Below are 14,543 nucleotides of genomic sequence, written 5' to 3' on the forward strand. Positions count from 1 at the left end.
GTTCTTCTTGCATACCCATATATTTCTTATACCGTTCTTCTGTATAATATCTTCTTCCTTTTGGGTTTCGGTAAGCAGGTAAAACACCTTGATTGTCCCACCTTTGCAATGTCTTAACAGAGACATTAAGCATTTCTGAAAATTCTTTTGGTTTATATTGTTTCATAATTACTTTTCACTATATATGCCTACTTTTGTCTATGTTTTTGTTTACTGTTTCTTTCTCCTCAATAAATGCTTTTTGTATCTTTTTTCGTTATACCTAGTCTATTATCCTTTTTCTATATAAAAAAAGAAGAACAGTACTGTTCTTCCATTGTAATCGTTTTCCTATTATTTATGCTACTTGTTTTTCTTGCTCGATTTTCTGCTTAGCTGGCGTACGATTCACCACGATAATTCCCGCAGCTACACATGCTAAACCAAATAATACAAATGAATGAATTGCTTCTCCTAAGATCATGCTCGACAATAACACACCAAATACGGGTATAAAGAACATGTACATTGATACTTTTCCAACTTTGTTGTACTTCATAATCGTATTCCAAATACAAAAACCTGCTGCGGATAAGAAAGATAAGTAGAGAAGCATAAGTATTGCATGTACACTAAATTTAAATGGCATGATTCCAACTTGCAAAGCCCCTATACATAATAACCCGATAGAACCAAAAATCATTTGGTATGCTGTCATATAGCCAACATCTAATGTTTTGCTACCTTCTTTCGCCAATATGTTTCCATATGAATACAACATTGCTGCACTAAGAAGTAATAAGCTACCAATTCCGAAATGGAATGATAAACTACCATCACTCGGTACATTTACTAAAATGACACCACAAAAGCCGATAGAGACCCCAATTATTTTTCTCATATTGAGAGCGTCATCTTTATATAAAAAGTGAGCAAGTAAAATTTGAAAGAATGATGATGTTCCTGAAATGATAGCTCCTTCAATGCCAGAACTATAACTCATTCCAATATAAAAACATATATATTGAAGAAATGTTTGAAATAAACCAATTTGTACTAACTGCTTCCCCGTTCCTTTTTTGAAGCTCATATCTTTTCCTAACACTTTAAAGAATAATAAGAGCATGACTCCAGATAAAAAGAAACGATAACCAGCAAATAATATTTGCTCCCCAACTTCTTGTGGCTGAATTCCAATTTCAGCATAACTTAATTTAATAAATGGGAATGCACTCCCCCATAAAAAAGTCGCTACTATTGCAGCAATCAGTACGCCAATCGGATGGGTAAAAAATTTCTCTGTCTTCACTTGTTGTCTTCCTTTCCGATCTTTTTATGAACAATATTCATATATACCAAAGGAAGTGTGAAAACACAAGTTTTCAGTTTATGCGCAAACAAAAACATATCATCTAACGAAAACATATGCTATACTATAGAATAATTACAACATAATAACTATTAAAATCAGATTCAACAGAAATGCTGCTATCCATTATGGATGGCAGCTTTCGTCGTTTTATAGGGGTTTCGATTTTGATTCTTTTTCTCAATAAGAATTTGGAAGGAGCGAGTAGTAATGAACTCAGAAGTAAAAACATTACAAGTACAAAAGTCTATTTCTCATCCCTCTTTATGGGATACATTAAAGAAACATTATGAACTTATCTTTGCAATCGCATCTGGTATTTTCATTTTAGCTGGTTGGTTATTCACAAAGAACGATGCAATGAATGTAGGTATTACTTGCTATATCCTTGCTTATATAGTTGGTGGATATGCAAAGGCGAAAGAAGGTATTGAAGATACCATTGAAGAGAAAGAGCTAAATGTCGAAATGCTCATGCTCTTTGCTGCTATCGGTGCTGCAATCATTGGCTACTGGGCAGAAGGCGCGATTTTAATCTTTATCTTTGCACTGAGCGGTGCGATGGAATCTTATACATTAAGTAAAAGTCAAAAAGAAATTTCAGCGCTTCTTGATTTACAACCTGAAGAAGCATTACGTATTTCTAATGGAACCGAGGAACGTGTTCCTGTAGGACGATTACAAATTAACGACATTATTTTAATTAAGCCAGGTGAGCGTGTTCCTGCTGACGGTACGATTCATAACGGTGAAACAAATATCGATGAAGCTACTATTACAGGGGAACCTATTCCGAATGAGAAAAAATTCGGTGATGAAGTATTTGCCGGTACTGTAAATTTACGCGGTGCTATCGAAGTTAAAATTACGAAGCCGAGCGATCAAACATTATTCCAAAAAATTATCCGTCTTGTCCAAAGTGCACAAAGCGAAAAATCACCATCACAACTATTCATCGAAAAGTTTGAAGGAACATACGTAAAAGGTGTACTACTCGTTGTTGCGCTTATGATGTTCGTTCCTCATTTCTTACTGGACTGGAGCTGGAATGAAACGTTTTATCGCGCTATGATCTTACTTGTAGTCGCATCTCCTTGTGCACTCGTTGCTGCCATTACACCAGCAACGTTATCTGCAATTTCTAACGGAGCAAGAAATGGTATTCTCTTTAAAGGTGGCATACATTTAGAACGCCTCGCTTCAGTAAAAGCAATCGCTTTTGATAAAACAGGAACATTAACACAAGGAAAACCTACCGTAACAGATGTATATGTTCGAGAAAATATGACAGAAAAAGAAGTACTTTCTATTACAGCAGCAATCGAAAGTCACTCTACACACCCTTTAGCTGAATCTATTGTTAAATATGCACAACATGCGCATGACATTACATTACAAAAACCAGAAAATGTTGAAGATGTTACTGGTTTTGGGCTAAAAGGAATATTCGAAAACAAAGCTTATAAAATAGGTAAAGCTGATTTTATCGGTGAAGAAACAAAGACATTTCATAATGGTATTTCTGCCTCACTTGAAAAAGAAGGTAAAACTGTCGTTTATATTCGTGATGAGGATGGTATCCTTGGACTTATCGCTTTAAAAGATACACTTCGCCAAGAAACAATAGCTGCTATTCGCGAATTACAAAGCATTGGTGTTGAAGCAATTATGATTACTGGTGATAATGAAGAGACGGCAAAAGCAATTGCCTCTGAAAGTAATATAAAGGAATATTATGCATCATGCTTACCAGAAACAAAAGTTGAAACGATTAAGAAACTAAAAGAAAAATATGGGACAGTAGCAATGGTCGGAGATGGTATAAATGATGCCCCTGCACTCGCTACCGCTAGCATTGGTGTAGCAATGGGTGAAGGAACAGATGTAGCTTTAGAAACTGCAGACGTTGTACTGATGAAAAACGAATTATCTCGACTTTCCCAAGCAATCCGCTTATCAAAACGAATGAACCGTATTGTAAAGCAAAACGTAATCTTTTCACTAGCTGTAATTGCAATGCTGATTTGTTCAAACTTCTTGCAATTTTTAGCTCTTCCGTTCGGTGTTATTGGACATGAAGGAAGTACGATTCTTGTCATTTTGAATGGCTTACGATTATTAAAAGGAAACTAATAAAAACGGGTCCCTCATAGAGGACCCGTTTTTTTCTAATGATAGCTATTATGCCCGTTCGCACTACTACTCGTTTTATGCTTTGGATGCGAACTGCTCTTTTGTTTATTGTTATTTTTATTGTTGTGGTTCTTTTTATTATTACTCATGAAATATCCCCCCTGTTCCCTTTTATTATGGAACAAGAGCTCACTTTTCATTACGGGAATTATTGTCACCCGTTCTATAATGATGGAGTAAACCATTAATTTCGCCGCCGAGTAAAATTACCCACCCAGTTAAGTAAAACCATAACATTAAAATAATAATACCACCGAGACCACCATATGTATTGGCGTAATTCGCAAATTTATCTACATAATAAGCAAATGAGTACGATACCACAATCCATCCTACAGTAGCAAATGTTGCTCCTGAAATGACTTCTCTTCTTTTTAACTTTCGATCTGGTGCAAATGTATATAAAAAACTAAACAATGCGAATAAAACAAAGAAACTCGCTACTAACCGCGTAACACTCCACACGTAAGAAAAACTATCCGATAAACCAATTGCTTTAAATACCGCTGCCCCAATCACTTGTCCAAACACTGGAACAATTAGCGCAAACACAATCATAAAAATGATTGCTAACGTAAACACAATTGATAAAGCTCTCGTTTTAATAAAAGAACGTGTTTCTGTTACATCATACGCACGGTTAAAAGCATTCATAACCGCATTTACCCCGTTTGAAGCAAACCATAGCATCGATAATAAACCAAATGATAATAAACCACCATTTTGCTCATTTACAACCTTATCAACGTTTACTTCAATTAAAGACATTGCATCTTCGGGTACGTACGGTTCTAATAAGTTGAGCACACTTTCTGTTTGAAGGTCAATGAATCCAAGAAGCGTAATTAAGAAAACAAGCCCAGGAAAAATCGCAAGCAAGAAGAAATAAGCGAGCTGTGCTGCCAAGCCCGCTACATCATCGCGCATCGTTCGGTCATACAAATCTTTACCAAACGAATAAGTACGATTTCTCCTCACCTTTTCTAAAATTTTTCTCATATATGTTTAAACGCTTTTCTTCTCTTCTTTATCTTGCTTTAACTCAATGTACGCTTCAGTTTTTTTTTCCTCTACATTTGAGTCTTTCATAAATAATTCACGCGCTTCCTTCATACCGCCATCTTCAGCAACTATTGGCTCTTCCTCTGCTTTCAGCTCATCTACCTTTGTAGATACAGCTTGAATTTCAATTGTTTCTGGCTTCTCTGCTGGCTCAACCTTTTTCTTACTAAAAATTTCTTTCGTTTCTTTTAACGTCTCTACAACAGACGGCGTCAATTTTTTAATTTCTGCTACTTTCGCTTTTACTACATTGAAGTCAGCGAGTTCGCGCCCTTTATCTGTAACAGTTTGCACTTTTTCTTTGATTTTTGCATTTTCACCGATTTCAATCATCTTTGTTTTTGCTTTTTCCGCAGTATTTTTTACTTTTTCACGGTTTTCCTTCTTCAACATAGATACAGCTACACCTGCAGCTACACCAATCGCAATGTTTCGAGCAATATTATTTTTCTTTGCCATATTCCTTCACCCTTTCATTTCTTATGTTAGAAAGTATTTCTTTCTAAGCTTCCTCATATTCCTTGTTCATTTCGAATGAAAGCTAATAGCTTTGCACACCCTTCTGTTACAAGGTCATATACTTCTTGGAAATTCCCTGTATAGTAAGGGTCGGGAACGTCTGTCCAGCCACCGTCTGGAACAAAATCGGACAGTCTACCAATATAGCCTCCAGTTTTACCTAAACTTTTTAAATCTGCTATATTCTTGTTGTCCATGGCAATAATATAATCAAACTTTGTTAAGTCTTCTTTTTCTACTTGCCTTGCTTTAATTCCTTCAAAAGTGACTGCATTTTCTTTTAAAATTTTTTGTGTTCCTTTATGTGGCGGATGGCCAACATGCCAATCTCCAGTTCCTGCAGAATCAATGACAATTTTCTCTTCGAGTCCCTCTTTTACGACAAGATCTCGAAAAATCGCTTCTGCCATCGGAGAACGGCAAATGTTCCCAAGACAAACAAACAATACTTGAACCATATTTTTGTTTCTTCCCTTCTTGGTGCATTTCTTTATATATACTTATAGTATAAACAACCAATTATTAATTATAAAGGAAATCCCTACTAATTTAATAGGATTGAAAAGATTCATTAACGAAAATGATAAAAAATGTTAAGATAGCCTTATGTTATTTTAAAGGGGGACACTTCGGTGGATTTATCCGTAAAGTCAGAAGAAAACGTTGAATATATGGTCGAAGCTATTAAAGAAAAATTACGTATGGTTAATGCTGGAGCAATGAGAGCTGCTAGCTTTAATGAAGAAATGTACGAAGACTTACGTGACATTTATGATCATGTTATGAAACGTGAAACATTCAGCATTAGTGAAATGCAAGCTATTACAGAAGAGTTAGGTACATTAATTAAAAAGTAAGAAGCCTCGCTTATGAGGCTCTTTTTTATTTCCAACAAATTCATGACAACTCTTCTCTTTCCCTCAACCAACTGTAAAATATTGTACAATAGAAGTAGAACCTCACCTTAGATTTTTTCTTCATACATACTACTCACAAATAATAGCAACACTACCATTGCTAACTGTTTTTACTGGAGGTGCTTACTTATGAGCAATTGGTACAGTAAGACGAAAGATCAAACATTAATCGACCTAGAAACAAACGAACAACACGGTTTAACAGATGAAATCGTAAATGAACGTTTAAAGCACTACGGCTCTAATGAATTAGCTACAAAACAAAAACGCACGTTATGGCAGCGGATTTTCGCCCAAATTAATGATGTCCTCGTATATGTCCTTATTATTGCTGCTCTTATTTCAGCCTTTGTAGGTGAATGGGCTGATGCAAGTATTATCGCGCTCGTTGTAGTTTTAAACGCTGTTATTGGTGTCGTCCAAGAATCAAAAGCAGAACAAGCTTTAGAGGCATTGAAAAAGATGGCGACACCTAAAGCAATCGTCAAGCGAAATGGTGAACTAAAAGAAATTCCATCTGAGCACGTCGTTCCCGGTGATATCGTTATGCTCGACGCTGGCCGATATATCCCATGCGATTTACGACTTATCGAAACCGCAAATTTAAAAGTTGAAGAATCTGCTCTAACTGGTGAATCCGTCCCCGTTGATAAAGATGCAATTTACCACCCTTCCATGCAAAGTGATGAACAAGTACCATTAGGCGATCAAAAAAACATGGCCTTTATGTCTACTCTTGTAACATATGGACGAGGCGTCGGTGTTGCTGTTGAAACTGGCATGAACTCACAAATTGGCAAGATTGCTACCCTTTTACATGAAGCAGACGATGATATGACACCACTCCAAAAAAGCTTGGCACAAGTCGGCAAGTATTTAGGCTTTGTCGCTGTAGCTATTTGTATCGTTATGTTTTTCATCGGCTTTTTACAAGGCCGGGATACGTTAGAAATGTTTATGACTGCTATTAGTTTAGCCGTTGCAGCTATTCCAGAAGGCTTGCCAGCTATCGTTTCCATCGTTCTTGCAATTGGTGTCCAGCGCATGATTAAACAAAACGTTATCATTCGAAAACTACCAGCTGTTGAAGCTCTCGGTTCTGTCACAATTATTTGTTCAGATAAAACAGGTACGTTAACACAAAATAAAATGACCGTTACTCACTTTTATAGCGATAACTTATACGATCAATTAGAAAATTTAAATGTAAATAACGATGCGCAACGTCTATTGTTAGAGAATATGGTGCTATGTAATGATGCGTCTTACAATAACGAATCACAAACCGGAGACCCGACTGAAATTGCTCTTCTCGTTGCTGGAAGCACTTTTAATATGCAAAAAGATCATTTAGAAAAGATACATGAGCGCGTTAACGAGTTGCCTTTCGATTCAGATCGTAAAATGATGTCAACCGTGCATACATTCGATAAAAGCTACTATAGCATGACGAAAGGTGCTATTGATAAACTCTTACCTCGATGTACCCACATATTTAAAAACGGTAAAATCGAGGTTCTAACAGAGGCTGATAAAAATCAAATATTAGAAGCTGCAAAGGCAATGTCCCGAGAAGCTTTAAGAGTACTTTCATTCGCATTTAAACAATACAATTCAAATGCTGTGGATATAAATCATCTTGAAGAAAACCTCATCTTTATCGGTCTTGTCGGTATGATTGATCCACCTCGAACTGAAGTAAAAGATTCAATTACAGAATGTAAAAAAGCCGGTATTCGCACAGTTATGATTACTGGTGACCATAAAGATACCGCTTTTGCAATCGCCAAAGAACTTGGCATTGCTACAGAAATATCTGAAATTATGATTGGAACTGAATTAGATAACATTTCAGATAAAGAACTAGCAAGCAAAATTGATCACTTACATGTATTCGCTAGGGTCTCTCCAGAACATAAGGTAAAGATTGTAAAAGCATTACGTGCAAAAGGCAATATCGTTTCTATGACTGGTGATGGCGTCAATGATGCACCATCTTTAAAACAAGCAGATGTTGGCGTAGCGATGGGCATTACAGGAACAGACGTTGCAAAAGGGGCAGCGGATGTCGTGTTAACAGATGATAATTTCTCATCTATCGTGAAAGCTGTTGAGGAAGGTAGAAATATTTATCGTAACATAAAAAAATCAATCCTCTTCCTACTCTCTTGTAACTTCGGAGAAATTATCGCTTTATTTTTAGCTATTTTACTCGGCTGGGCAACACCACTTCGCCCTATTCACATTTTGTGGGTGAATTTAATTACAGATACACTGCCTGCATTATCACTTGGGGTTGATCCTGAAGATCCAGATGTGATGAAGGAAAAACCACGGCATGCGAAAGAAAGTTTATTTAGTGGTAGCGTTCCTTTTCTTATTTTCAATGGGGTTGTCATTGGACTTTTAACGCTAATAGCCTTTATCGCCGGAGCAAAATTCTATACCGGAGATACAAATTTATTCCCTCTTTTCCCAGAGCGAATTGATGAGGATGCTCTATTACATGCTCAAACGATGGCATTTGTCGTTCTTAGTTTTTCTCAGCTCGTTCATTCATTTAACTTGCGTTCAAGAACGAAATCCATTTTTTCAATTGGGATCTTTACAAATAAATATTTAGTTTTCTCTCTTCTTATCGGGGTTCTTATGCAAGTTTGTATCATCTCCATCCCACCACTTGCAAATATATTCGGTGTGCATGCATTAACGATGCGAGATTGGGGATTTGTTCTCTTATTAAGTATCATCCCGCTTGTTGTGAATGAGATCATTAAATTAGTGAAGAGAAACTAAAAGGCAATGAGGACTGCTCCTCATTGCCTTTTCATTTATCCTTGTAATTCTTTTTTAATGTTCTCTGTTAATGTAGCCATTCGTTTGCGGCTTTCTTCTCGCTCACGTTTATTTTGTTCTTCAATTTGTTGTGTTTCTTGCATACCTCTTGAAATAATGTTCCAAGTTTCCTCAAGTGTTTCCATCTTAATACTAGAAGAACCCGATAATCTCGCTACTTCCACACTTTGCGTTGCGATATTTTGTGCATTTTTCTTAAGTAATTCATTTGTACGGCGATCCAGTTCAGCCATAGAATCTGCAACAAGCTTTTGACGCTTCGCATTTACCGCCTGAATGATACCATTTTTAAAGATAGGAATCGTTGTAATAAATGCTGTATTGATTTTACCAATTAATTTATTGTTACCACGTTGAACCATACGAATTTGTGGTGCTGTAAGTAACGCAACCATACGTGCTTTCTCTAAATCATCAATACGCTGCTCTAAAATTTCAACAGAGTTTTTAAGCGACTCTAATTCAATACCTGCTAATTGGTCATTGTTACGTACACGCTCTTCATACATTGGAACTAGCTCTGTATTTAAACGCTCTAATAACATTTCTCCTGCTACTACGTATTTTTCTAAGTCTAAATAATATTTTAAGTTTTGCTCATATAAACCGTCTAACGTACCAATAGATTTTTTCATTTCATCTTGATACTTTGTAATTTCTACGTATACTTTATCCATTTCGCGGCCCATCGTTTGGTACTTACTAAAGATTTGTTCAATCATTTTATCCGCTTTTTTGAACATACGTGAGAAGAAACCACTTTTCTCTTCCGCAAAGTCTTTGCTATCGAATCTGTCCATAATTTTACCAAGCTGTTTTAATAATTCTCCAGAGTCTTCTATTTTTGATAAAGACATTGTATGTAAGATTTGATCAGCAAAACGTGAAATTTCCATAGATGGTTCTTTTCCAAGCTCGATTAATTCTAACTGATCCTTAATATCTACCGCATTATAAATACGTTGCACATCTGCATCTTGTCTAAGTTGCAAGCGAACATCTTGTGCTGTTTGCTCATTTAATTCTGTTTTCGAATCTAGTACGACTGGGTTATTCATATGGTATTCTCCCTTTCCTTATAAAAATGGACGAAATAGTCCTTTTATTGTTTGTGATAAATTTTTATAGGCTGATGAACCATGAAACTCAAGATCGAAATTAACTTCTTCAAGCCAATGTGAATCAAATGCTGCTGCATCAATATACGGTTCAATATCATTTCGTCCCGTTGGATTGAAGTGAAATACATCTACTCCTATTTGATTTAAAAATAGTAATAAAACAGCATCAGAACGAGTTAATTCTCCACTCTTCTCATTATTAAATATAACAATTTTCGGTACATCTTGTGAATAATCAAATTTCTCAAGCTGTTCTAAAATGTTCGGTGGTATTTGAGAAAGTTGTGCGAAAACATATAGCGCTACATCTTGTTTCGTCTCTTTTGCAATTGGTTTACACATTTCACTTTCGCACGCATGAATGATCGCCTCTGCAATACCATGTTGTAATCCTTCTGGCAATCGTTTATGTGGCCACCAATGACTGTTCATAATTAAATCTGGATGTAATTTCCCCCCGCGGTCTAAAGCATCTCGGTAATGATATTGGAAATTTGCTTTTTGTTCTTTCGTAAACGGGAATGTATTAATTAATAAACTGTTATCAAATGATGTAACAGCCTTTAATCGCTGAAAATACTCTTTATCATTTTTTGAAACACCTGATATTTTTGCAAATAAAGAAGGGATATAAATGTGTTTATTCTCAACAAAGAATGTCGGGCGTACAAATGCCTTTTCTTTCGTAATTAAAAAGAGTTCATCATACGTTGTTTTGAGCGTACGAGCTACAGGCGTATATGAACGGAATTGCCACGGCTTGTACAGCAGTGAATTATCGTGGTGAAGTACTTGCTCAATTTCTTTTGAAGCTTGATACGCTACTGTTGCAACACGTTCGCGGCGGCGATCTGGAAATTGCTCAAGAGAAATGCGACCTGAATGAGACACAACAAAACTTCTTCCTTCCTCATCAACATTCTCAAATCCATCTTTTCCTTCTGGATGATAATAAAGTACATCACAGCCGAGCATAATAAGGAAGTATAAGAAATATATACGGCTTTCCGTCGCATCACCGTACCAAACGATACGCGGCATTTGTTTCTTATAATTAACCGTAGAAAACCACTTCGCTACGTAATTTTCACTTAATTTAATTATATCAATTAAGAAACGACGGAATCCCTCTGTTTTTAACGATTGGTTATGTTGTTTCTCATACAATTTCAATAAAGAAATAAACGTCGTATGTATATAATGCTGTAAGTCAGGATTGTCTACTTTCGGTAAAAGTTGTTTCCCAGATAAGTGTGCCACTAGCCTATTTACTGTCAGACCGTTTGGTGCTTCTTGATGTAATCCGAACACTTCTTGAATATGACGAAGCTTTTCCGAATCAATCACTTTGTTTAAATTTTGTTCGTGTAAAACTTCGATTCCTTTTGCTTCACTATAATCAAATAGCTCATTAAAATATTCATCTACATCATTAGGAACGCCAAGGATTCGACATGCTATATAACTAAATTTCATCTCATTCTCTGTCAGTTCATATTGTGGGCGTTTTTCTAAAAGTGTTTCAAATTGCTTTAAATCTGATTCATCTTTTAATCCATATGGTTGAAGTGTAAAACGTGAAAACATAACAGTTCACCTCCAAAAACATTTACGTTTTTTCTAAGTCTTTCTTCTATTATAAACTATTTTTGGTTATAAAAAATGGGCGCTCGTAAAACGAGCAAACCCATTTCAATTATTTATTGTCTTCTTTAGTAGCTGCAACTTCTTCTTTAGCTTGTCCAGAATTCTTCATGTAGTGAAGTATAAATGTTGCTCCAAATGCTACAACTAAAATGATAAAGAATAGCATATGACTTATTTCAATATGAATAACAGACAGTAACATTTTTGCTGCAATAATTAAGATTAAAATATATGCTGTCGTTTCCAGTTCTGGAATACGCTCTAACAATTTTAAGAATACACCAGCGATACCACGCATCATTAAAATACCGAGCATTCCACCTAATAATAGAATCCACACTTCATTTGATACACCAAATGCAGCAAGTACGCTATCTACAGAGAACGCGATATCCATTAATTCAACCATCGCAACTGTTCCCCAGAAGACACCAAACATTCTGAAGAGAATACTGTTTTGGTTCATACCATGAGCTTCCTCTTCTTCTGCATTACCTTTTCTTTTATCAATGAAGTATTTAACTGAAAGCCAAGCTAAGTAAAGTGCACCTAACACTTTTACCCACGCTAATTTAATTAAAAACATTCCAATTCCAATCGCAATAAATCGGAATACATAAGCTCCAATGAGTCCATAGAATAATGCCTTTTTACGTTTTTCTTCCGGAAGGTGTTTTACCATTACTGCTAATACAAGTGCATTATCAGCAGATAACAAACCTTCAAGTACAACAAGTGTACCTATTAATCCCCAAGATACTGGATCTTGCAACACTTTAATCCACATGTCCAAGTCGAAAAACTGAGCATACGTATCAAGGATTCCTTGCAAAATACTCATCTTACCTTTATCCCCTATTCTTTGCTAGATTTATAGAAAGGTCAAAAAAAGGAAACGAATATCGTTTCCTTTCTATGCATCCAAGCCATACGCTCTTACAAGCGCACCTAGGCCACCTTGGAAACCGCTTCCTACTGCATTAAACTTCCACTGTCCATTATGACGGTATAATTCACAAAAGACAACTGCTGTTTCGATGGAGAAATCTTCCCCTAAATCAAAGCGAAGAACTTCTTCATTCGTTTCTTCATTCGCTAAACGAACGAACGCATTTCCTACTTGACCAAAGTTTTGACTACGGCCTTCTGCATCATAAATCGTAACTGTAATAGCAATTTTGTGCACATCTGCTGGAACTTTCTTTAAGTCCACAACAAGTTGCTCATCATCGCCTTCACCTTCACCTGTACGGTTATCCCCTGTATGCATAACAGATCCACAAGGAGACTGTAAATTATTATAGAAGATAAAATCAGTTTCCTTCGTACATTTTCCGTTCGCATCTAATAGGAATGCTGATGCATCTAAATCGAAATCTGATCCACCGTCATAAGATTTAATATCCCACCCAAGACCAATTACTGCTTTTGTTAAACCAGGACTTGTCTTACCTAAATCAATCTTCTGTCCTTTTTGTAATTGAATAACCATTTATATTCACCTCTATATTTTAATCTTAAAAAATATATCCATCAGTAAACATCTGTTTCACCGATGGATATACGAAGCTATTACTCTACATCTAAACCGAAATTGTTACATAGAGACGCTAATCCACCTTGGAATCCACTTCCGATTGCATTGAACTTCCAGTCACCTGCATGACGGTATAATTCCCCTACTACAACAGCTGTTTCAATAGAGAAATCTTCTCCTAAATCGTAACGAATTAGCTCTGCATTCTTTTCTTCATCTAAAATACGTACGAAAGAGTTAGAAACTTGTCCGAAGTTTTGGCTACGCCCTTCTCCATCATAAATTGTAATTGTGAAACAAATACGTTCAATATGTGCAGGTACATTTTTCAAATCTACTTTAATCGATTCGTCATCGCCTTCACCTTCACCAGTTCGGTTATCTCCTAAATGCTCGACAGCACCATTCGCACCTTTTGGGTTATTATAGAAGACGAAATCCTCTGCACCTGAAACTTTACCGTTAGCACCTACTAAGAAAATACTAACATCTAAATCGAAATCGTTTTGTCCGTCATAACGATTCGTATCCCAACCAAGTCCTACAAGAACTTTTGAAAGACCTGGATTTGTTTTTGTTAAGTCTACCTTTTGTCCTTTTTTCAATGAAATTGATGCCATATTCAATTCCTCCTCGGTTTATTTTATTGATAACGTGATACAATCTCACTTAAGTTTTTATCTTGTGTGCCTTCTCCAACAGCTGAAAACTTCCACTCACTTCCGTGGCGATACATTTCACCTGCAATTAGAGTCGTTTTTCCAGCATAATTATCCGATAAATTATAGCGTGCTAATTCTTCACCAGTTTGCGGGTTTTGAATTCGAATATATGCATTACGAATCATCCCGAAATCTTGACGACGATTTACACAGTCATAAATATTTACAACGAATACTAAACGATTAATACGGCTCGGAACTTTATGTAATTCTACGAAAATTGTTTCGTCATCACCAGCGCCTTCACCTGTTAAATTATCTCCTGAATGAATAATACTACCACAAGTAGAAAGCTTGTTTCCGAAGTAAACTAAATCGTTTTTGTTTAAAAAACGATCCCCTTCTAACATAACAACAGATGCATCACAATCTACATTTGGTTTACTTCCAAATAATGAAGACAGAAACCCACCTGATTGCCCAATTGGATCCCAGCCTAAGCCAACCTGTAGTTTTGCTACTTTTGGTTGTCCTTTCGTTAAATCGATCTTTTGACCTTTTTCTAAAATAATAGGCATGCAGTTTCTTCCTTTCTACAAAGCATTTTCCAAGGCGGAAAATATTGTATTCTTCCCTTATATTGTAGCATTATTTACCTAGTGATAAAAAGGATAAATTCTC

Annotated in this window: 14 protein-coding genes; 3 read left to right on the forward strand and 11 right to left on the reverse strand. The window is 36.1% G+C overall.

All coding sequences use genetic code 11. The features are described from left to right. Both FOT98_RS17720 and FOT98_RS17725 read right to left on the reverse strand, forming a co-directional pair. Positions 1–166: MerR family transcriptional regulator (locus tag FOT98_RS17720; protein WP_144291097.1), on the reverse strand; the 166-nt coding region annotated here is incomplete at its 3' end. Positions 167–337: 171 nt separating this feature from the next. Then, positions 338–1,288: a DMT family transporter gene (locus FOT98_RS17725; RefSeq protein ID WP_063261370.1), complete on the reverse strand. Its 951-nt coding sequence runs from the start codon at positions 1,286–1,288 to the stop codon at positions 338–340. Between the two features lie 270 nt (positions 1,289–1,558). Between FOT98_RS17725 and FOT98_RS17730 the strand changes: the two genes are divergently transcribed. Continuing rightward, a complete protein-coding gene (locus FOT98_RS17730) occupies positions 1,559–3,481 on the forward strand; it encodes a heavy metal translocating P-type ATPase (RefSeq protein ID WP_063261371.1) in 1,923 nt (640 codons plus the stop codon). A 189-nt stretch (positions 3,482–3,670) separates the two neighbouring features. Here the strand turns inward: FOT98_RS17730 and FOT98_RS17735 are convergent, their stop codons facing one another. From FOT98_RS17735 to FOT98_RS17745, 3 genes are read right to left on the reverse strand one after another with little or no spacing between them, the layout of a single operon-like run. Further along, positions 3,671–4,540, reverse strand: a complete 870-nt coding sequence (locus FOT98_RS17735; RefSeq protein ID WP_063261372.1) for a YihY/virulence factor BrkB family protein — start codon at positions 4,538–4,540, stop codon at positions 3,671–3,673. 6 nt (positions 4,541–4,546) lie between these two features. Continuing rightward, positions 4,547–5,062 (reverse strand): DUF4075 domain-containing protein, encoded by a 516-nt coding sequence (locus FOT98_RS17740; protein ID WP_061676709.1) that lies wholly within the window; start codon positions 5,060–5,062, stop codon positions 4,547–4,549. A gap of 53 nt (positions 5,063–5,115) precedes the next feature. Then, on the reverse strand, positions 5,116–5,580 hold the full coding sequence (locus FOT98_RS17745; protein ID WP_000250910.1) for a low molecular weight protein-tyrosine-phosphatase: 465 nt from the start codon (positions 5,578–5,580) through the stop codon (positions 5,116–5,118). 174 nt (positions 5,581–5,754) lie between these two features. On the opposite strand from FOT98_RS17745, the gene FOT98_RS17750 reads away from it, so the two are divergent. Both FOT98_RS17750 and FOT98_RS17755 read left to right on the forward strand, forming a co-directional pair. Next, the gene (locus FOT98_RS17750) at positions 5,755–5,979 is read left to right on the forward strand and encodes a DUF1128 domain-containing protein (protein WP_000366196.1); all 225 of its coding nucleotides are present in this window, start codon (positions 5,755–5,757) and stop codon (positions 5,977–5,979) included. 189 nt (positions 5,980–6,168) lie between these two features. After that, entirely contained in the window at positions 6,169–8,835 is a 2,667-nt protein-coding gene (locus FOT98_RS17755) for a cation-translocating P-type ATPase (protein WP_063261373.1), read from the forward strand. Between the two features lie 35 nt (positions 8,836–8,870). Here the strand turns inward: FOT98_RS17755 and FOT98_RS17760 are convergent, their stop codons facing one another. The 6 genes from FOT98_RS17760 to FOT98_RS17785 all read right to left on the reverse strand — a co-directional run bounded on the left by FOT98_RS17760 (position 8,871) and on the right by FOT98_RS17785 (position 14,440). Then, positions 8,871–9,953, reverse strand: coding sequence for a toxic anion resistance protein (locus FOT98_RS17760; RefSeq protein WP_061676707.1), 1,083 nt, complete (start codon positions 9,951–9,953; stop codon positions 8,871–8,873). An 18-nt stretch (positions 9,954–9,971) separates the two neighbouring features. After that, on the reverse strand, positions 9,972–11,603 hold the full coding sequence (locus FOT98_RS17765) for a YceG family protein (RefSeq protein WP_063261374.1): 1,632 nt from the start codon (positions 11,601–11,603) through the stop codon (positions 9,972–9,974). A 109-nt stretch (positions 11,604–11,712) separates the two neighbouring features. Then, complete coding sequence (locus FOT98_RS17770; RefSeq protein WP_061676705.1) at positions 11,713–12,504, reverse strand: TerC family protein; 792 nt, start codon at positions 12,502–12,504, stop codon at positions 11,713–11,715. A 72-nt stretch (positions 12,505–12,576) separates the two neighbouring features. Then, on the reverse strand, positions 12,577–13,155 hold the full coding sequence (locus FOT98_RS17775) for a TerD family protein (protein WP_061676704.1): 579 nt from the start codon (positions 13,153–13,155) through the stop codon (positions 12,577–12,579). 80 nt (positions 13,156–13,235) lie between these two features. Further along, positions 13,236–13,820, reverse strand: a complete 585-nt coding sequence (locus tag FOT98_RS17780; RefSeq protein ID WP_000146729.1) for a TerD family protein — start codon at positions 13,818–13,820, stop codon at positions 13,236–13,238. 23 nt (positions 13,821–13,843) lie between these two features. Beyond that, positions 13,844–14,440 (reverse strand): TerD family protein, encoded by a 597-nt coding sequence (locus FOT98_RS17785; protein ID WP_001121586.1) that lies wholly within the window; start codon positions 14,438–14,440, stop codon positions 13,844–13,846. Between the last annotated feature and the right edge of the window lie 103 nt (positions 14,441–14,543).

It is taken from the genome of Bacillus sp. HY001, assembly GCF_007558965.1.
GTDB lineage: Bacteria > Bacillota > Bacilli > Bacillales > Bacillaceae_G > Bacillus_A > Bacillus_A mobilis.

What these genes read in the sequence shown, in the direction of transcription:
- FOT98_RS17735 (WP_063261372.1), bottom strand. Translation starts at nt 4,540, where the DNA reads ATGAGAAAAATTTTAGAAAAGGTGAGGAGAAATCGTACTTATTCGTTT.
- FOT98_RS17755 (WP_063261373.1), top strand. Translation starts at nt 6,169, where the DNA reads ATGAGCAATTGGTACAGTAAGACGAAAGATCAAACATTAATCGACCTA.
- FOT98_RS17765 (WP_063261374.1), bottom strand. Translation starts at nt 11,603, where the DNA reads ATGTTTTCACGTTTTACACTTCAACCATATGGATTAAAAGATGAATCA.
- FOT98_RS17760 (WP_061676707.1), bottom strand. Translation starts at nt 9,953, where the DNA reads ATGAATAACCCAGTCGTACTAGATTCGAAAACAGAATTAAATGAGCAA.
- FOT98_RS17775 (WP_061676704.1), bottom strand. Translation starts at nt 13,155, where the DNA reads ATGGTTATTCAATTACAAAAAGGACAGAAGATTGATTTAGGTAAGACA.
- FOT98_RS17740 (WP_061676709.1), bottom strand. Translation starts at nt 5,062, where the DNA reads ATGGCAAAGAAAAATAATATTGCTCGAAACATTGCGATTGGTGTAGCT.
- FOT98_RS17730 (WP_063261371.1), top strand. Translation starts at nt 1,559, where the DNA reads ATGAACTCAGAAGTAAAAACATTACAAGTACAAAAGTCTATTTCTCAT.
- FOT98_RS17770 (WP_061676705.1), bottom strand. Translation starts at nt 12,504, where the DNA reads ATGAGTATTTTGCAAGGAATCCTTGATACGTATGCTCAGTTTTTCGAC.
- FOT98_RS17745 (WP_000250910.1), bottom strand. Translation starts at nt 5,580, where the DNA reads ATGGTTCAAGTATTGTTTGTTTGTCTTGGGAACATTTGCCGTTCTCCG.
- FOT98_RS17785 (WP_001121586.1), bottom strand. Translation starts at nt 14,440, where the DNA reads ATGCCTATTATTTTAGAAAAAGGTCAAAAGATCGATTTAACGAAAGGA.
- FOT98_RS17780 (WP_000146729.1), bottom strand. Translation starts at nt 13,820, where the DNA reads ATGGCATCAATTTCATTGAAAAAAGGACAAAAGGTAGACTTAACAAAA.